We start from the raw sequence: 18874 nt of genomic DNA, 5'->3' as shown, positions 1-18874 counted from the left end.
GGCCCCCAGATCACCAGCGGCTAAACAGTATCTGGAATGCCTCCGCATACCGAACGCCGATGTAGGCCCCCCGCACGCTGGCGAGCCCGGCAATCGCTTCGGGTGCCCGCGGACTATGTCCTGCGAGCTGCTGCGACGCATAGAGCGACCAGGCGGCCAGCTTTGCGTCCAGATGGTCGCTGATGTCGACGAACTCGTTCGGAACGAACGCCATCGCCGCCTCGCCCGGCCGCAGGTGCGTCTCGGTCGGCGTTTCGTACATCGCCAGCATCTTCACATACGGCGCGCGATAGGGCCGTGCGGCGACCTGCGCCGCATAAGCGATCTCGTAATGATCGCGGTGCAGATCGTGGACGAAGGGCACAAAGACCCGTTCCGGTTCGATCCGCGCGAACAGCGCCGCGACCCGCATATTCGTGTCATGGGTCGGATGCTGATCGACGCAAGAGGCGGGCAGTTCCTCGAACAGAAGTTCAGTGACGCCCAGGCGCTCACAGGCCTTTACGGCCTCGCCGCGAACGACGTCCCATGTGCTTGGCGGCCAGAGCGGGTGCGGTTTTTCGCCATGTCCCGTCATGACGGCGACGGTGACGGCCCAGCCCTCCGCGGCGAGCCGGGCGATCGTGCCTCCCATCCCCAAGGTTTCGTCGTCGGCATGCGGCGCGATGACCAGAGCTTTACGCATGACCCATTCCCCCGATGTCGCCCAGCCGCGGTTGTCCCTTCAACGCCGGCAAGGTCTCTCCGTCTTCGCCGAGAAGCTCGTAATCGTCGATCCGGAAGCTGCTGCCGCCACCGCAGCGAACATACAGGGCGCCGTCACAAATCCGAAAGACCTGTCCCGTCTGGGCATGCCATTCCGAAGCGTCCACCGGCTCACCGCGCCAGACCATCAACCGATTCCTCCCCCATGCCGTGAAGGCGCCAGGATAGGGTTTGGTGACCGCGCGGACCAGGCGATCGATGTCCTCTGCGTTCGCCGACCAGTCGATCCGGCCATCTTCGGGGCGGCGCATCGCGAAATAGCTTGCCTGGCTGGCATCCTGCACCTGGGCGGGAATCTCGCCCGCCTTCAATTGTGCCAGCAGATCTCCGATCATTTCCTTCAATGCCACCAAGTGCTGCTCGTAAAGCGTGGGGAGATCGACGCGCGGCGCCAGCGGGAAAGCTCGCTGTGCGGCGATCGGTCCGGAATCGACGCCCTCGTCGATCCAGAACAGGCTGCCCGCCGTTTCGCGCATACCGAGCAGGATGGTCCATGCCAGCGCCGAACGACCGCGCCCCTTGGGCAAGGGAGCCGGATGATAACCGAGAACGCCCTTGGCCGCGCACGCGCACAGCGCCTCGCCGACGAGCCGCGACCACCCGATGACGAAGATGAAATCGGGGTTCAGCGCGCGCACACGCTCGACCACCGCATCGCTGTTCGCATTCTGCGTTGCCAGCAGTTCCACGCCATGTCGCGCGGCAAGCGGCGCCAGATCGACGAAATCCGAATGCATCCCCGATCGTTCGGGCGGAAGCGTGATCACCAGTTGGAGCGCGCATTGCGCCTCGACGATCGCCTCAAAGGCCACGCGGGTCGAATCGACGGCGCCGATCAATATGATGCGGGGTCGGTTCAAGCCATCTTCTCCATTTCATCGAGCGCGCGGCGGATCAGTGGTTCGTCGCGGCGCTCGCCCCTCAGGACCGTGATCAACGTTTCCCAGACGATCCGGAAATCGCCGATCAGGCTATGATGGCCGATATAATATATGTCCACGGCGAGTTTCTCGTGGTTCGACAGCAAGGTGTTGCCGCTGACCTGCGAAAGTCCGGTCAGCCCGGGACGTACCGCAAGCCGCGCCCGCGCGAACATCTGGTTGATTTCCATCGTCGGCGGCAAAGGCCGCGGCCCGACGAAGGAAAGATCGCCCGCCAGAATGTTGAGCAGCGAGGGCAACTCGTCGACGCGCAAACGGCGGACAAGGCGACCAACACGCGTCACTCGCATGTCATCGGGCAACAATTCGCCGGTTGCGTCGGTCGCATTGCTCATGCTGCGCCATTTGTAGAGCGCAAAGACCTCGCCGCCCTGCCCGGCGCGTCGCTGTACGAAAATCAGCGGCAGTCCCAATGACGCGAACACCATGATCGCGGTTAGCATGACGACGGGAAAGAACAGAACGCCGACGATCAGCGCCAGCATGATGTCACAGAGTCTCTTCACCCGCGCCGCCCGCCCCGAAATCCGCCGCCCACCTTTCCGGCGGCGCACGATGCAGCTCCGCTTCTATAAGCAACGCTGCGATCATCCAGCATTTCTGGCTCCCGATGGAATGTCATCACATCGGCCGTGCCGGGTTACCGATCACCGTCGCTCCGGCTGGGACGTCCTTCGTAACCACCGCCCCCATGCCGATAACCGCACGCTCTCCGATCCGCAGCGGGCTGGCGGCGGTGCCCTGTTTGATGATCGCGCCCGATCCCACATAAGCATGGTCGCCGATATGGACATTGCCATTGCACCGGACGCCCGGCGCGAAGGTGACATAATCCCCGATGATGCAGTCATGTTCGACATAAGAGGAAATGTTGCAGTGAAAGGAGCGACCGATCCGGATGTTCGACGTGATCGTGACAAAAGGCGAAATAATGCTCCCGGGGCCGATCACGACATCGTCCATGATCGTCGCGTGGGCGGAAAGCACATCGACAATACCGATGCCCCTGTCGAGCACGCTGCGCTCGATATTCTGCCGGATCACGGAGTTTGCGATGGCGATCGCGACTGACTTCCGTTCGCTTTCTACCGCCAGAAACGCCTCCCAGCCCAACACCGGCTGTCCGTTGATCTGCGGCGCGACGGCTCCATCGTTGATGAACACCAGATCGGCCCGCTCTCCCGCGAGTTGTTGGCGCAGCAGGGGCATGACGCCCCGCCCGCATCCGCCGGCACCATAAATCCCATAGAGCGGCCTGATCATTGCCTTCTCCGCGCGGCGACCGGCATCGCCCGATCGGCGGCAACCTCACGAAACCGGCGGCGGGGAAAATGATGTTCCGGACCGTCGCCCGGAATCCTCACCGGCCAGCCGCGCATGTCACTTCGCCGGCGCAGCTTTGGCCAGCGCCAGATTGCCGACGATCAGGCTCGCAGGATTGGTTCCGATCCCGCCGGCGATCCGCATGTCGAGCCGCACAACCTCGCAATTGCCGGGCAAGGGCATGCTCAGCACCTTGTTCTGCGGAACACCCTGATCGAGCAGATTGACTGATGCCTGCCGCGCGCCCTTTGCCTTGCCGGCAACGCAGGTCGCGACCCACGACGCCGAACTTTGCAAATTGGGCGCCCGATCGTGCACACGCCAGCGAAGCTGCGATCCTGCCTGCGGCGCGATCAACTTCGTCGCGGCCATGCCGATCGTGCCCGGCGCACCGAAAAACTCCATCCCGCTGCCGCCGGCATCAAGGCTGATCGGAGTGCCCCCGAAAGCATCGTTGGCAAAGGACCAGATGAAGGGTGGGTAGCCGGTGTCGAGCCGTCCATCGACCATGCCGCTGACATTGCGGAGCGCCGCGGCCTTGCCGTTGGGAAGCAGGGGATAGAGGCGCAGCGCGACATCCTCGGCTTCTTCCTGAACCAGGCGGTTCACCAGCTTGGCATAAATGGGTTCCAGCTCGTCGCTGCGGGGTGCCTTGGCACCATTTTCGAGCAGCAGCAGGCCAACGGGTCGTGCCTTGGGCAGCGTATCGACCGCGGTGCGAAGCAGCGCCGGATACCAGGGATTTTTCATGCCGACATAAGGCTGAAGGTATCGACGCCCTTCGCGCGCGATCATCACCGCCGCCAGTCGAGGGAGGATTTCCGCGCTCGCCGCCGGTTCCGACCGGATGATCAAATCATAGCGCCGCAAGCCTTCGGCGATCTGTTCGCGGCGAAAGGCGTCCTCCGCCAGCCACAGCTGGACGGCGGCATCGCGCCGTGTAACCTGCGCAGCGCGCGTCATCACGCGGCGAGCCGCTTTCAGGTCGTTCTGCGCCTCGAAACCCTTGCCGATCATCCACAGCGACCGCGCCGACAGCGGAGCATAGCCAAGGCCCGCGCGGCCCGAAGCGATAAAGCGCTTCGCATCCACCTTCTTCTGTTTCTGAGACACATCGAGTGCCAGCGTCCGCTGCCCGCTCCGCCACGAAAAGAAGCTGCCGCCAAGCGGCCGGAAGCTGTCGATGCTGATCCCCGTCGATGCCGCGGCCTGCGAAAAAGCGAGCACGGAAAGCAGCAGCCCCGCGAGCAACGCGAAAAACAGTTTCGGGGTCAGTCGAAACGACAGCTTTTCCGCCGTTGTCCGCCGGGAACGCGCGATAGTCATCAGTCCTCCGCACCATCACGGTCGCGGCCATAACCATAGCCATAGCCATAGCCGTAACCATAGCCCGACTGCTTCGCGCGATATTTGGTCAGCAATGCGCCCAGGATATGTGCACGCGAATCACGCAAGCGCTGGATCGCAGACTGCGACGCGCGAACCGCTGTGCGATCGGCCTCGATGACATAGACCACGCCTTCGACGACGTTCGCGATCAGCGGCGCATCGGACAGGCCGAGCATCGGCGGGCTATCGAGAATCACATGGTCGAACTTGCTCGCCAAATGCTGGACAAAAAGGGCCAGCCGCTCACCGCTAAGCAGTTCAGACGCGCTCGGCGGCGTCGGCCCTGCGGCAACGAAAAATACGTTGGCGCTTTCGGTCTGTTGCAACAGGTCCTGCCAATTGTCATCACCCGCGAGGAAGTTCGAGACACCGCGCAGGTTTTTGAGCCCAAGCCGCGAGGCCAGGATCGGTCGACGCATATCGACATCGACGAGCACGACCGAACCTGACGTCCGTCCAAGGACACGGGCGAGCGAATAGGCAGACGTCGACTTGCCCTCGGCCGGTGACGTACTCGTCAGCGCGAAGGTCTTGGGCACGCCATGGTCGGTTGAGAAGCTGAGGTTCGTTCGAACCGTCATATAGGCTTCGGACAGGACCGACTTCGGATCGTCCATTTTTTCCAGAGACTCGTCGTCGACCGCCGGGATCGCGCCGAGCAGGGGGACGTCCAGCTTTGTTGGAACCTGGCTCGGTTCGCGAAGGCTCTCGTCGTGATTTTCAAGTACGAAGATCGCAACGGCCGCCAGACCGACGCCGCCCAACAGCGCCATGATCAGATTGATGAGTAGCTTCGGCGACGACGGCTTTTCAGGCATCGGCGCCGGATCCACCACCGAGATATTGTTCGTGCCTACGCCGGCAACGCCGATTTCCTTGTACCGCTGCAAAAGCGAATCATAGAGTTGGCGGTTGGTGTCTACCTCGCGCTGATAGATATTATATTGGATGCTCGACCGGTTTTCGGCATCAAAGCGCCCGAGCAGATCGTTGACGCGCGCGCGCAATTGCTCCTCACGCTGCGACGCGGCTTCGAAGTCGGCCATATAAGCATCGCGAACGCGCTTTTCCTCGGACCCAATCGCGCGATCGAGCGCCGCGACCTGCTGTCGAGCGGCTTGCGCTTCCGGATACTCGGGATCGAAATGCACGAGCAGATCCTGATATTTCGCATTGGCTTCGGCGCGGCGCTCATGAAGGCCACCCAAGGCCTGATTCTCGATACCAAGCTGCGTGCCGCCCGCCGAACGCGCTGCACGAAGCCGCGCCTCCGCCTGCGTGCGTTCAGCGCTGGCTTGCAACAGGAAGCTGTTGAGCTGGTCGAGATTCCTCGATGCCAAGGTCTGCGTGGTCTGGGTTCGCCCTTCCATGCTCTTCGTTTCCGACAGACGGACGATACCCTGACGTGCGGCATAATTCACAAGGTCGCGTTCCGACTGCTCAAGTCGTTCGCGCAAACCCTGAAGCCGCGTTTCCAGATACACGCGCGCATCGGCGGTCGAAGCCAGCCGGCGATCCATGCTTTGCAGCGCGAACTCATTGACCCAAGTCTTTGCCACCAGCTGCGAAATCTCCGGCGAGGCGCTGGAATAGCTGACGTCAATCAGAGCCGAACCACGAAGTGGGGACACCGACAGATGTTCGATCAGCAGATCGACGGCCTGGCGCTGCCGTTCGCGGATGTTGCTGACCGACATGGTGTCGCTCTTGCCGCCCGACAGAAAACCCTCACCTACAGGGGTCGCGCCATGTGCGGCGAAGAAATCCTTGTTCGTCGCAAGCCGCAGACGACGTTCGACACGCTCGGCCAGCGAGCGCGCGTTGAGCAGCGAATATTGCGTCAGGTAGAATTCCTGATTGGGCGTGCTGTCTTCGCGCTGAAGCCCCTCGACATTTGTGACGTTCGCCTGCTCGCGCGCGATTTCGATGCGCGACGTCGCCGTATATTGCGGCGTCATCAGAAGGGTCAGGACCATGCCAATGACCAGCGTCACCGCGACAATCGCCCCCGCCAACCAGATGTGGCGCTTCAACGCATTCCAATATTCCAGGAGCGTGGGTGGCGACCAGCTGGTCTTGGTTCCACCGGCGGCGCTCTCACCAATAGTTTGCGCAGGAAATTGCATGTTGGACATCAAATCAAAACTCACACAAGCCGGATAGCCGGTCAGCGGTTGTCGAGAACCGCAACCAGGGGGGAGATGAACAGCGGCGCAATCGTCACCAGCTGCTGAAGCAGGCGACGCGACGGCGAATCACCGATGACGACGATGTCGTTGGGATAAAGGATCGGATCGGCATAAGTGCCGCGACGAATAGCCGCGAGGTCATAGAGCGCGATCATCGATTGGCCGTTCACCGTACGATGAATGACGACTTCGCGAAGCTTGGCAAAATCGGTCGCGCCCTTGGCCGCAGCAACGCCGCGCATCAGCGTCATGCCGCCGACCATGGGATAATTTCCCGGCTGCTCGACTTCGCCGTCTATCGTTACGAACCGGCTGACCGATTCCTCCAGATTCACCGCGACGCGCGGGTTGCGCATGTGCCCGGCGCGCAACTGCTGCGTCACGCGCTCGGTGGCCTCGGCGATCGTCAGATTGTTGAGGTCGATCGGGCCCGCGACAGGCAGCGTGATGATGCCCGAGCTGTCGGCGGTTACCCGGCGATCGGACAGTTGCTCGATACCGAGTACATCGACGATCAGCTTGTCATAGGCGCCGATGCGATAGACATAGCCTTGCGCCTCCCCGGTCTGCCCCTGGGGGCCGGGTAACTCGCTCGCCTCGACACGCGTCACATTCGAACCCCCGATGCCGCCCTTGCTCAGGCTGTCTGCACAGCCCGCGACGGACATGGATAGCAGGGCCATCGCCCCTACCAGTGCCAGCTTGACCTGATTTCCGGACTTGGATCGTTGCATAAAACTCTTCAGACTCTTCATTTCTCTGCCGCCCGATAGGCGTTGGAACACCATGCCGCAGCAACTGCCGTCAGCATCATAAGCGAAGGAACGCGCAGCGGATAGTCAGCCGCGCTATTGAGTGCAAGCATGACAATGATCACCAGCCCCGCCCGTCCGAGCACCTGCGCCTGAAAGCCCGGCTTCTCGGAGGACAGGTTGCGCGTTCTGAGCTGGAACCGAACCGCGACAAGACCGAGCCAAGCCGCCCACAGGATCAGCAGCACGGCAGGAATGCCAGCCGTCAAAAGCAACTCAACGAAGTCGTTGTGCGCGTGATTGAAATAGGTCGCCGCAATCAGGCGGTTGGGTTCGAAAATCTGATAGGTTTCGACAAAGGTGCCAAGCCCGCTTCCAAAGGGGAAAAAATGGCCAACCGCTTCCATGATCGTAGGCAAGGCGCTGAAACGCAATTCGCCTGCAGGATCGGTCTCAAGCAGACGCTGCACCGCCGTCGTGCGCGCCGCGACGATCACCGCGAAGAGGAGCAACAGGCCGGCCAGCCCGAAGCCGATGAGCCGGCTGCGAACGTCCGTTTTTCGTTCGGCCGAACGCACCTTGGCGACGGGTGAGCGATACACCCACCAGGTCGACGCAATTCCCATCAGGCCCAGCACAATACCGGCGCGAGACCCCGTCATCAGAATCAACGGAACCAACAGCAGCGCTCCGGCAATCGCTATCGCCCGATGAAAGTTGAGCTGTTCGGGCTTGCCCTTGAAAAAGGAAAGGTTGGCGGCGATCAGCGGATACATCGCCGCTAGGAAGGTCGCCTGATGATTTCGGTTCGAAAACAGGCCGACACTGAGCCCGTTGTTCGTGATGCGATAGAAATAAAGCGGCCCCTGCGCCGGCCCGATCGCCTGGAGCATGCCGATCACGCCGCTCACAAAGCCAAGTCCCAGCAGCACGAGGACCAGATGGCGCTGCGATCGCATATCCATTGAAAGCACCAAAATCAACGCAGCGAGCGGCGCGGCGAGGGAGAAAAGCGCGTTCCAGGTGCGAGCCTGCGCGATGGACAACGGCTGCCAAGGCAACGCCATTCCGGCATCGCGATAAATGGCGGCCAGTAACTCACGCCCCGGCAGCGACGACCATATTGCGGGCGGAAGGGGAACGAGATGCAATATGGGAAGCGCGATCACGGCGATCGCCAGCAACATGATGCCGCGCCCGTTCTGCCAGGCGTCCCTCCAATAGGTCGCCGCGACGACAGTCAAAAACAGCATGGACAGCGGGCGCCAGAGAAGCAGCGACAACAGGTCGTCGCGGGCACCCCCGGCGATCAGAAAGCCCGTGCAGAGAAGCGCCGCCAGCACGAAGAAGGCGAATCGCGCCCGCGATGACGCCGTGCTGGATTGCGACGAAAATACGCCGGTCTTTTGCATTGTTTCAATCACCGCCTGGTTCTGCGACAGCCCCGACCCGTTCCGATGGACGGTCTTCGGAGTTCAAGGACGCCGGGCTATAGTCTGGAACGACGTGACGCACCACAGCCATTGCAGCTTCCGCATCACCCGCATCGAGCGCGAGAGCGATCCGGTCGAGCGATAGTTTGAGTTCGCTCCATTCCAGCCGCTTTTCCCGGGCCCGCATGATACGGCTGTGATCAGTCGGTTCGGGATTGTCGCCGATCAGAAGCTCTTCGTACATCTTCTCGCCGGGGCGCAATCCGACCTCTTCGATAAGGATGTCGCCGTCGGGATTATCGTCGTCACGGACCGAACATCCCGACAGCTGGATCATCGATCGGGCGAGATCCATGATCAGCACCGGCTGCCCCATGTCGAGCACGAAGACCTCGCCGCCCTTTGCCATTGCGCCAGCCTGCATGACGAGCTGCGCCGCTTCGGGGATTGTCATGAAATAACGCGTCACGTCGCGATGGGTCAAAGTCACGGGGCCGCCCGCGTTGATCTGCGCCTGGAAGCGCGGAACGACCGAACCGCTGGAGCTCAGGACATTGCCGAAGCGCACCGACGAAAATACGGTGGCGGACGCGCCTTCCGCCGCCCTTCCCTGCACGACGAGTTCGCAGAACCGTTTGGACGCGCCCATGATGTTCGTCGGCCGGACCGCCTTGTCGGTGCTTACGAGGATGAACCGCGCGGTGCCCACCCGCTCGGCCTCGATGCAGCAATTATAGGTGCCGAATATATTGTTCCGCAGACCCGATACCGGATTGGCCTCGACCAGCGGCACGTGCTTGTAAGCTGCCGCATGAAAGACGGTTTGCGGTCGGTGCTTCTGCATCACGCGCCGGACGGCGGCCGCGTCGGAAACATCGACAAGTTCCGGAACCAGCACCACATCATCGCCCGCCGCGCCGCTTTCTTCCAGCTCGGTCAGGATGGTGTAGAGCATGAATTCGGACTGCTCGACGAGCACGAGGCAGCTGGGGCCGCGCGCAAAAACCTGTCGGCACAGTTCAGCGCCGATCGACCCGCCCGCCCCCGAAACAAGGACGACCTTGCCGGCGATCGCACCGCCCAGCAGTCGCTCGTCGGGCGGAACGGGATCACGGCCGAGAAGGTCTTCGACGCGGACTTCCATCAGGTCCTTGATCGAGACCTCGCCGCCGATGATGTTCCCGATACTGGGCAAAGATCGAACCCGAACCCCATGATTTTTTAGCTGTTCCACGATCTCGCGCCGACGCGCGCGCGTCGCGCTCGGCAAGGCGAGCAGGATTTCGTCGATTCCAAGTTCGCCGATGCAGCGTCCCACATCCGTGCTGGAATGAATCATGATGCCATCGATGCGATCGCCGACGATGCTCGCGTCATCGTCCAGATAGCAGGTCAGGACGAGGTGGCTTTCATGACGAAGCGCCAGCCCAAGTTGCTGCCCCGCACGACCGGCGCCATAAATGGCGACGCGCTGTTGCCGTCCACGATGGACGAGGTGGAGAACGTCGACAAGAGCGTAGCGGATGACGACACGACTGGTTGCCAAAAGCATCAGGAAGATCATCGGCTGCAGGACGCCGATCGTGCGCGGCACGCCATCGACCCCCAAAAACGAGAAGACCGTCAGCATCACAAGCGACAGGAAAAGGCATGCGACCGCGATGTCGGCGATCGTGCGTCCTCCGGCCGTCCGGATGATCGAACGATAGATACCGGCAGGGACCGCAATCAGGAACCAGGCGGGAAGCGCGACCGCTATTACGACGAGGACAGGAGCACCGAACAGATTCCACTCGCCCGTTCGGATTGAATAGGCGCACCAAGCCGACCCCACGCAAAGCAGGGCATCCATCAGGAATGCGAACAACCGCCGCAAGCGACGCGGCAGGTCCGCCATCCGCCGCAGGACCGCAACGATGGAGGCAAATAGAACGGGTGTTTCCAGGGACTGAAATTCCATGAAATCAGAAACTACAAATGCTCGCATTAGAATGCATCGAACCGCCGCCATTCGCCAAAAAGATGCTTCAGCGCGAAGTAAATTGCACGCGCCGCAACAACAGCCCTCGCGCCTTAGAGCCGTCGCCAGCATCGCGCAATCCAATTCCTTGGCAGCCGAACTTGATGCTGCAAATTTCCATCGTACAAGCGATTGAGACCCGCTCGCCACTCGCCATACGTCGCAGGATGATGCGAATGAGATCGCCGCGGATTTACGCCATGAAAAGAGTATCAATATTAGAGATGCGTCACGACCATTTGTGCCGATGTGTTCATCGACCGCAGCGACCCAGGACCAGGCAGAGCAACCATAACGACCGCAATCCTCGTTGCATGCATCACCGGATCCATAGGTATCATCATCGCGAAGCGTACGGTCAAGCTGATCGAAGAGGCCTGCGGACGCAGGGCCGAATATCATTTTCTGCCGATACAGACGGGTGATTTCCATGAACTCTACGCCGACATTGACGCCGCTCCGCGGAAAACAGACTATAAATCAGCGATAAACATCAACGAGAGTACTCGGCGCTCTGTGACTTGGTATAAGGAACACAGTGGTAAGCCGTAATCAGCCTAGGCAGTGTTGACAAATCACGTCAGCCATCGCCGTGCGGCAGCGAGGCTGAGGAAGCTCTCGAAGGAGAGGGTTTGTCATGGCGTGTAGCGGTGCGCCGTTGCTGTTTGAGCTTGCCGAACATACTTTTTGAGCTTGCCGAACATACTTTCGACGCGGTTGCGGTCCTTGTGGCGGCGATAGCCGAGATGCTCGGGCACCTTGCGGTTCGAGCGTGGCGGGATGATCGGCAGGATACGCCAGGCCAGGAGGCTTTCCCGGAAGCGGCCATCACCACAGCCCTTGTCCGCAAGCCGCGCCTTGGGGGTGACGACGGGGATGGCCATCAGCGGGTCGGCAGCGGTGTGGTCGGAAGCCTTCCCCCGGTCGGGATGAAGCCGACAGGCAGTCCTTTATTGTCGCAGCGGGCGTGGATTTTGCTCATAAAACTGCCGCGTGATCGACCATGAGCGTTCGCACAAGCCCCCTTTTCCGCCCGCTGCCCAGACCGGCCGCGTACCTGGTGCTGTCAATCACGTGCTGCCAGTCGTCAGTCAGACTCAGATCGACCAGTTTCTGCCGCAGTGCGTCGCAGACACCCTGTTCAGCCCACAGACGGAAGCGCAAATGAACCGAGTTCCATTTGCCATAACACTCATGCTTGCCGCGCGAGGGGCGGCCGACCCGAAGCACGTAAAGCATCCCATTAAAGAAGAGCCGGTTATCGCCCGCTAGCCGCGCCCACCGACCGCGCTCAGGCGGCAGCAACGGCTCAATCAGTTCCCACGCCGCGTCTGAAAAATCCCCGCGACCCATGACTTCTCTTCAAAAAGCAGTTTTGAATCAGAAGTCTACGCGATTGAGAATCCCCTTTATCAACACGACCTAGTCGGCCCTCTTTGCGGGGTTGGTCTTCAAATAGCGTCGTTCGTCGCCCTCGATCACTATCGCAGTTAGTATCCCGGATTTATAGGCGCCGGTATCAATACCGATCCGGTTGGGCCATTCGTCAACATCATCCCGAATCGTATGCCCGTGCACGATCATCACGCCGTGATCGCGCTCATCATAAAGGAAGTCGTCGCGAATCCAGCGCAGATCGGCCAGCGCCTGTTTTTCCAGCGCGACACCCGGCCGGATTCCGGCATGGACGAATACGTAGTCCCCGATTTCGATAGCATCTTCCCCCTGCCCGAGAAACTCAACGTGTGTTTCCGGAACCATCACCGAAAGCTGCTCTGCGACTTCTTCGAAGGTAGCAGTCTCCAAGCTAGTCTCGCCCACCCAATAGCTCCTGACTGTGGCCTCGCCTCCGATGCGCATAAAGTATCGCAGTCGTCTGACATCGCCCGTCAGCGCCGCAAGAAAACACTCTTCGTGGTTACCAATCAGTAACCGGGTGTCCGCAAATTCCTCCCGCAGCCGGATCGCGCGTTCGATAACTTCGGCGGATTTAGGGCCGCGATCAACAAGGTCGCCGAGCAGAATCAGCGTGACCTGAGCAGGCTCGCGAGCGGCATTATCGGAACGAATCATTTCGATGAGTTCGGCGAACAGGTCGTCGCGGCCATGAATGTCGCCAATAGCGTAGACACGCCGCCCTTGCGGAACCGCAAAGCTGTTTCCCGCAACGAAAACCGGCTTGCTATTACGCTTCCAAAACATGGAAAAGTCCAACTTTCAATCTTTAGTGGCACTGGTCGGAAGTTGCCTCCAGTCCGCGGCAACCCCTAGCCTGGCCTTGGACAGGTGACAATATATGCCATTGTCCCGAGGAGGTTGCTAGGGCGCTCCTTACTGTCGGCCTTTGCCCAGGATCGTCGCGGTTTAAGGGTGTCGCAAGCTTTGGAGCTTAATCGCCAATTAGCCACGACCAGCCCTGGACACGGCTCAAACGGTGTCGGAGGATGTTATGACCAAGGTAATGAACGTCTTCGGGACGCGTCCGGAGGCAATCAAGATGTTTCCAGTCGTCCACGCGCTTAACGCGCGGACAGACATCAAAGCGCGGGCGTGCGTGACTGCGCAGCACCGCGAAATGCTTGACCAAGTGCTCGAAATCGCACGAATCGTACCCGACTTCGATCTGGACCTCATGACGCCCAATCAGTCGCTCGACGCGCTACTCGCCCGCCTCGTCACGGGGATAGGCGAAACCTTAGACGCCGAACGGCCCGACCGTATCCTCGTCCATGGCGATACACTCACGACCATGGCTGCCACCCTTGCCGCCTATTTCCGTAAGATCCCGGTTGGCCATGTTGAAGCGGGCCTGCGCAGCGGCGACATTTATCACCCCTGGCCCGAGGAGGTGAACCGCAAGGTTGCCGGCGCGGTTGCCGACCTGCATTTCGCGCCCACGGAGACCGCGGCGGCCGCGCTGCGTGCCGAGAATGTCCCTGCGGACCGCATTCACGTCACAGGCAATACCGTGATCGACGCCCTGCTCGCGACCAAAGCGCGAATCGATGAAGAACCCGCGCTTGCCGCCGGGCTCGATCCGCTGCTCGCGCGTTTTGCGGGCAAGCGGATCATCGCCGTTACCTCGCACCGCCGCGAGAATTTCGGCGACGGGATGAAAGCGATCGCCGATGCCATCGCGGGGATCGCTGCGCGGCCCGACGTCGCGGTGATCTTTCCCGTGCACCCGAACCCGCATGTTCGCAGCGCGATGGAGCCCATTCTCGGCGCGCTGGACAATGTCGCGCTGATTGATCCGCTCGACTATCCGCATTTTGTGCGGCTGCTTGCGCTCAGCACTATCGTCCTCACCGACAGCGGCGGCGTGCAGGAAGAAGCGCCTTCGCTGGGCAAGCCCGTGCTCGTCATGCGCGAGACCACCGAACGCCCCGAAGGCATCGAGGCGGGTACCGCGCGCCTTGTCGGCACCGACAAAAATCGCATCATTTCTGAAATTTTCAGCCTTTTGGACGATGAAGGCGCGTATAACGCCATGGCGCGCGCCCATAATCCCTTTGGCGACGGCAAGGCGGCGACACGAATTGCGGAGATTATTGCGCGTGCCCATCGATAGCGAACAGACCGTCACCGTCCTTGGCCTTGGCTATATTGGCCTGCCGACTGCGGCGCTGATTGCGCGATCGGGCTGCAAGGTCACTGGCGTCGATGTCAGCCAGCATGTTGTCGACACCGTCAACAACGGCAAGGTGCATATCGAAGAAGTCGATCTCGACGGTTTGGTCCAGGGGGTGGTTTCGCGCGGCGCGCTCGTCGCATCGACCGAGGTCGCGCCCGCCGACGTCTTTGTCATCGCGGTCCCGACTCCGCATGACGACGAGCATCGGCCTGACATCGCCTATGTCCTGTCCGCCGCGCGCGCCATCGCGCCCCAGCTGCAAGTCGGTAACCTCGTCATCCTCGAATCAACCTCGCCCGTCGGCACGACCGAAAAGGTCGCCGCGCTGCTCGCCGAGCTCCGCCCCGACCTCAAGGTACCGGGCGCCTGCACCGGCGCTGCCGACATCTTCGTCGCTTATTGTCCCGAACGCGTGCTGCCGGGGCGCATCCTCGTCGAGCTGGTCGATAACGACCGCTGCATCGGCGGCATTACCCCGCGCTGCGCCCGCCGCGCGATGACCTTCTATCGCCAGTTCGTGCGCGGCGCGTGCGTCACCACCTCGGCGCGCGCCGCCGAAATGGTCAAGCTGGTCGAGAACAGCTACCGCGACGTCAACATCGCCTTTGCCAACGAACTGTCGATGATGGCTGAACAAATGGGTGTCGACGTGTGGGAGGTGATCCGCCTCGCCAACCGGCACCCGCGCGTCAACATCCTCCAGCCCGGGCCCGGCGTCGGCGGTCACTGCATCGCGGTCGATCCCTGGTTCCTCGTCCACGGCGCGCCCGACCACAGCCGCCTGATCCGCACCGCGCGCGAGGTCAACCTCGCCAAGACCGCGCATGTTGTCGGCGCCGCCGAAATGCTGGTGTCGCAGCACCCGCAGGCGCGCGTCGCCTGCCTCGGCCTCGCCTTCAAACCCAATATCGACGATTTTCGCGAAAGCCCTGCGGTCGAAATCGCCGCCGCGCTTGCCCGGCGCTTTGGCAAGCAGGTCAAGATCGTCGAACCCTATGCGCGCGGCCTGCCGATGGAATTTGCTGGCACCGGCGCCGAGCTCATTGATCTCGACAGCGCGCTCGCCGATTGCGACCTGCTGATCGTGCTGGTTGACCATGACCTGTTCAAATCGATTCCGCTCGAAGAACGCGGTGACAAGATCGTCTATGACACGCGCGGGCTGTGGCTCGACCAGCCGAACGGGTCGGGCGCGAGCCCGCTCCACCGCGCGGCCTGACCGCTTTTGTACATGGCGCCCCGTCATCGTCCTCAAAGCAGCGCCGGATCGCTCCGGCGGCTGGCGCGGCTTGTGGTCGAAAAGCCGTGGGGCCGCGACGATATCCCCCGCGAATATGGTGATTTCGAAGGGCGGCGGATCGGCGAAATCTGGTTCGCGCATCCCGACGGCGACGCGGCGCCGCTGATGGTCAAATTCCTGTTCACCTCCGAACGCCTGTCGATCCAGGTTCATCCCGACGATCCGGCGGCAAAGGCCGCGGGGCTCGCACGCGGCAAAGATGAATGCTGGCTGGTGCTTGCGGCGGACTCGGACGCGCGACTGGGTGTCGGATTGACCGATGATGCGGACCGCGACGCGCTCCGGGCGGCCGCGCTCGATGGGTCGATCGTCGATCTGATCGACTGGCGCGCCGCGGCGAAGGACGACTTCGTCTATAACCCCGCGGGAACGATCCATGCGATCGGCGGCGGCCTGACGATCGTTGAGGTGCAGCAGAATGTCGACCGCACCTATCGCCTGTATGACTATGGCCGTCCGCGCGCGCTTCACCTCGACGAAGGGCTGGCCGTCGCGCGCCTCACGCCGACCGCCGATCCGCGCGATCGGCACGTCGATCCGACGCGCGCCGCCAAGCTGGTGAGCGGCCCCTTTTTCCACGTGCTCCACCTGTCGGGGCCGGTCGATTCCGCGATGACCGGCGGCATCACGTCCGACCTGACCTTTGTCCCCCTGTCCGCCGGCTGCTTCGCCGCGGGCGAAGCCGTCGCGCTCGGCGAAGCGGTATTGCTCGACGACCCCTCGCTGATCAGCATCGAACCCGGCGGCCGCGCGCTCCTCTGCTGGCCTGCCTGACCGCCTGCCCCTCGCCCCTTGCGGCGCATCGACCGATCTCCCATATCGCACCGCATGACCAATCCTCATGCGCAAAGTGCCGCGCCTTGGCACGGAACCACCATTCTTTCCGCCCGCACCGCCAACAAGGTCGTCGTGATCGGCGACGGACAGGTGTCGATGGGCCAGACGGTGATGAAGCCCAATGCGCGCAAGGTGCGCCGCCTGCACGACGGCAGCGTCATCGGCGGTTTCGCTGGCGCCACCGCCGACGCCTTCACCCTCTTCGAACGTCTCGAAGCCAAGCTCGAACGCCATAATGGCCAGCTGCTGCGCGCCGCGGTCGAGCTCGCCAAGGACTGGCGCACCGACAAATATCTCCGCAATCTGGAAGCGATGATGATCGTCGCCGACAAGGAAGTGACGCTCGTCATCACCGGCAACGGCGACGTGCTCGAGCCCAAGGGCGGCATCGCCGCGATCGGCTCGGGCGGCAACTACGCCCTCGCCGCCGCCACCGCGCTTGCCGACTATGAACAGGATGCCGAGATACTGGTGCGCAAGGCGATGCAGGTCGCCGCCGACATCTGCGTCTATACCAACGACCAGTTCACCCAAGAAACCATCGAAATCCAGGCGTAAATCAGATGAACAAGGACCTGACTCCCAAGGCGATCGTCGCTGCGCTCGACACGCATATCATCGGCCAGAACGCCGCCAAGCGCGCGGTCGCGGTGGCGCTGCGCAATCGCTGGCGCCGCCAGCAATTGTCGCCTGACCTGCGCGACGAAGTGACGCCGAAGAACATCCTGATGATTGGCCCCACCGGCTGCGGCAAGACCGAGATTTCGCGCCGTCTGGCCAAGCTCGCCGATGCGCCCTTCATCAAGGTCGAGGCGACCAAATTCACCGAGGTCGGCTATGTCGGCCGCGACGTAGAACAGATCGCGCGCGACCTCGTCGAAGAGGCCGTCCGGCTCGAGAAGGACCGCCGCCGCGAAGCGGTACGCGCCGCCGCCGAGGAAGCCGCGATGGAACGCCTGCTCGACGCGCTCACCGGCAAGGGCGCGAGCGAGGCGACGCGGCAAAGCTTTCGCCAGCGCATCCGCGAAGGCCATCTCGACGACAGCGAGGTCGAGATCGAGATCGCCGACGCGCCGTCGATGCCGTTCGAGCTGCCGGGCCAGCCCGGGCAGATGAGCATGATCAACCTCTCCGAGATGCTCGGCAAGGCGATGGGCGGCCCGCCCAAAAAGCGCCGCAAGCTCAAGGTGATCGAGGCCGCGACGCGGCTGATCGAGGAGGAACAGGAAAAGCGGCTCGACCAGGATGACGTCGCGCGCATCGCGCTCGCTGATGCTGAGGCCAACGGCATCGTTTTCCTCGATGAAATCGACAAGATTGCCGTCAGCGACGTGCGCGGCGGATCGGTCAGCCGCGAGGGCGTCCAGCGCGACCTGCTGCCGCTGATCGAGGGAACGACGGTCGCCACCAAATATGGTCCGATGAAGACCGACCATATCCTGTTCATCGCCTCGGGCGCCTTCCACGTCGCCAAGCCGAGCGACCTGCTGCCCGAACTGCAGGGCCGCCTGCCGATCCGCGTCGAGCTGAACGCGCTGACCGAAGCTGATTTCGTCCGCATCCTCAGCGAGACCAAGGCGGGCCTGCCCGAACAATATGCAGCGTTGCTCGGCACCGAAGACGTGGCCTTGTCGTTCACCGACGATGCCATCGCCCGCGTCGCCAAACTCGCTGCCGAGGTCAATGAGCGGGTCGAGAACATCGGTGCGCGGCGACTACAGACGATCATGGAACGGTTGGTCGAGGAGGTCAGCTTTGACGCCGAAGATCGGGCCGGGACGACGCTTACGGTCGATGCCGCCTATGTCGACAGCCAGCTGGCCGAAGTCGTCGGCGACACCGACCTCAGCAAATATGTGCTTTGAGAGGTGATGGCTGGTTTCGACCGATAGCTGCCATCGATCCTCCCTGTCGCGCAGCGATGGGGAGGTGGCGGCGCGGAGCGCTGACGGAGGGGCATTGGCACTACCGCCGCCGCCCCTCCACCATTCGCTTCGCGAACGGTCCCCCTCCCCATGGCTTCGCCACAGGGAGGATCTATAACATCGTCATCCCGGCGAAGGCCGGGATCTCGCCGGTGCGGAAAACCGATAGGGTGAGATCCCGGCCTTCGCCGGGATGACGATAAAAACTGAACGTCAGCTCTCCGTCCCAAAGCCGCCGTTCCCGCAAATGCGGCACTTTCTGCCCCTTTCGGTCGCGGCAACCCGATCCTGCTCAACCATCGCAAATGCAACAGCGACGCACCACGCGCGTCGCACCCACCATCTCGCTCCAACGGTCTCAAATCT

General features: G+C 62.1%; 17 protein-coding genes. 5 read left to right on the top strand and 12 right to left on the bottom strand.

All coding sequences use genetic code 11. The features are described from left to right. Positions 1–10: 10 nt before the first annotated feature. The 12 genes from G9408_RS03835 to G9408_RS03785 all read right to left on the bottom strand — a co-directional run bounded on the left by G9408_RS03835 (position 11) and on the right by G9408_RS03785 (position 13026). The gene (locus G9408_RS03835; RefSeq protein ID WP_168452753.1) at positions 11–685 is read right to left on the bottom strand and encodes a PIG-L deacetylase family protein; all 675 of its coding nucleotides are present in this window, start codon (positions 683–685) and stop codon (positions 11–13) included. Beyond that, positions 678–1625 carry a methionyl-tRNA formyltransferase gene (locus G9408_RS03830; protein ID WP_168452752.1) on the bottom strand — a complete coding sequence of 316 codons (948 nt, stop codon included), beginning with the start codon at positions 1623–1625 and terminating at the stop codon, positions 678–680. Before G9408_RS03830 ends, G9408_RS03835 begins: the two co-directional genes overlap by 8 nt. Further along, the gene (locus G9408_RS03825; RefSeq protein WP_168452751.1) at positions 1622–2212 is read right to left on the bottom strand and encodes a sugar transferase; all 591 of its coding nucleotides are present in this window, start codon (positions 2210–2212) and stop codon (positions 1622–1624) included. Before G9408_RS03825 ends, G9408_RS03830 begins: the two co-directional genes overlap by 4 nt. Before the next feature lie 115 nt (positions 2213–2327). Next, positions 2328–2969, bottom strand: coding sequence for a NeuD/PglB/VioB family sugar acetyltransferase (locus tag G9408_RS03820; RefSeq protein WP_168452750.1), 642 nt, complete (start codon positions 2967–2969; stop codon positions 2328–2330). 117 nt (positions 2970–3086) lie between these two features. Further along, on the bottom strand, positions 3087–4355 hold the full coding sequence (locus G9408_RS03815; RefSeq protein WP_168452749.1) for a tetratricopeptide repeat protein: 1269 nt from the start codon (positions 4353–4355) through the stop codon (positions 3087–3089). Next, entirely contained in the window at positions 4355–6544 is a 2190-nt protein-coding gene (locus G9408_RS03810; RefSeq protein ID WP_268932526.1) for a GumC family protein, read from the bottom strand. Before G9408_RS03810 ends, G9408_RS03815 begins: the two co-directional genes overlap by 1 nt. Before the next feature lie 41 nt (positions 6545–6585). Next, positions 6586–7290, bottom strand: a complete 705-nt coding sequence (locus G9408_RS03805) for a polysaccharide biosynthesis/export family protein (protein ID WP_168452747.1) — start codon at positions 7288–7290, stop codon at positions 6586–6588. A gap of 68 nt (positions 7291–7358) precedes the next feature. Further along, positions 7359–8771: an O-antigen ligase family protein gene (locus G9408_RS03800; protein WP_168452746.1), complete on the bottom strand. Its 1413-nt coding sequence runs from the start codon at positions 8769–8771 to the stop codon at positions 7359–7361. Positions 8772–8775: 4 nt separating this feature from the next. Then, on the bottom strand, positions 8776–11244 hold the full coding sequence (locus G9408_RS03795; RefSeq protein ID WP_235957458.1) for a polysaccharide biosynthesis protein: 2469 nt from the start codon (positions 11242–11244) through the stop codon (positions 8776–8778). A gap of 203 nt (positions 11245–11447) precedes the next feature. After that, entirely contained in the window at positions 11448–11696 is a 249-nt protein-coding gene (locus tag G9408_RS16545) for a hypothetical protein (protein WP_235957457.1), read from the bottom strand. 94 nt (positions 11697–11790) lie between these two features. Beyond that, positions 11791–12165 carry a transposase gene (locus G9408_RS16540; protein WP_235957456.1) on the bottom strand — a complete coding sequence of 125 codons (375 nt, stop codon included), beginning with the start codon at positions 12163–12165 and terminating at the stop codon, positions 11791–11793. Positions 12166–12234: 69 nt separating this feature from the next. Further along, positions 12235–13026, bottom strand: coding sequence for a metallophosphoesterase family protein (locus tag G9408_RS03785; protein ID WP_235957455.1), 792 nt, complete (start codon positions 13024–13026; stop codon positions 12235–12237). 235 nt (positions 13027–13261) lie between these two features. Between G9408_RS03785 and wecB the strand changes: the two genes are divergently transcribed. Genes wecB through hslU form a run of 5 tightly spaced genes read left to right on the top strand, consistent with a single transcriptional unit; the run spans position 13262 to position 18448 of the window. After that, positions 13262–14383 carry a non-hydrolyzing UDP-N-acetylglucosamine 2-epimerase gene (gene wecB, locus G9408_RS03780; RefSeq protein ID WP_168452745.1) on the top strand — a complete coding sequence of 374 codons (1122 nt, stop codon included), beginning with the start codon at positions 13262–13264 and terminating at the stop codon, positions 14381–14383. Continuing rightward, positions 14370–15665: a UDP-N-acetyl-D-mannosamine dehydrogenase gene (gene wecC / locus G9408_RS03775; RefSeq protein WP_168452744.1), complete on the top strand. Its 1296-nt coding sequence runs from the start codon at positions 14370–14372 to the stop codon at positions 15663–15665. Before wecB ends, wecC begins: the two co-directional genes overlap by 14 nt. A 12-nt stretch (positions 15666–15677) precedes the next feature. Further along, entirely contained in the window at positions 15678–16520 is an 843-nt protein-coding gene (locus tag G9408_RS03770) for a class I mannose-6-phosphate isomerase (RefSeq protein WP_235957454.1), read from the top strand. 54 nt (positions 16521–16574) lie between these two features. Continuing rightward, positions 16575–17141: an ATP-dependent protease subunit HslV gene (gene hslV, locus G9408_RS03765; RefSeq protein WP_168452743.1), complete on the top strand. Its 567-nt coding sequence runs from the start codon at positions 16575–16577 to the stop codon at positions 17139–17141. 5 nt (positions 17142–17146) lie between these two features. Next, complete coding sequence (hslU, locus tag G9408_RS03760; protein ID WP_120216397.1) at positions 17147–18448, top strand: ATP-dependent protease ATPase subunit HslU; 1302 nt, start codon at positions 17147–17149, stop codon at positions 18446–18448. The last annotated feature ends 426 nt before the right edge of the window (positions 18449–18874 follow it).

Source organism: Sphingopyxis microcysteis, from assembly GCF_012274265.1.
Taxonomy (GTDB): Bacteria; Pseudomonadota; Alphaproteobacteria; order Sphingomonadales; family Sphingomonadaceae; genus Sphingopyxis; species Sphingopyxis microcysteis.
This window is presented reverse-complemented; position numbering and strand designations above follow the sequence as displayed.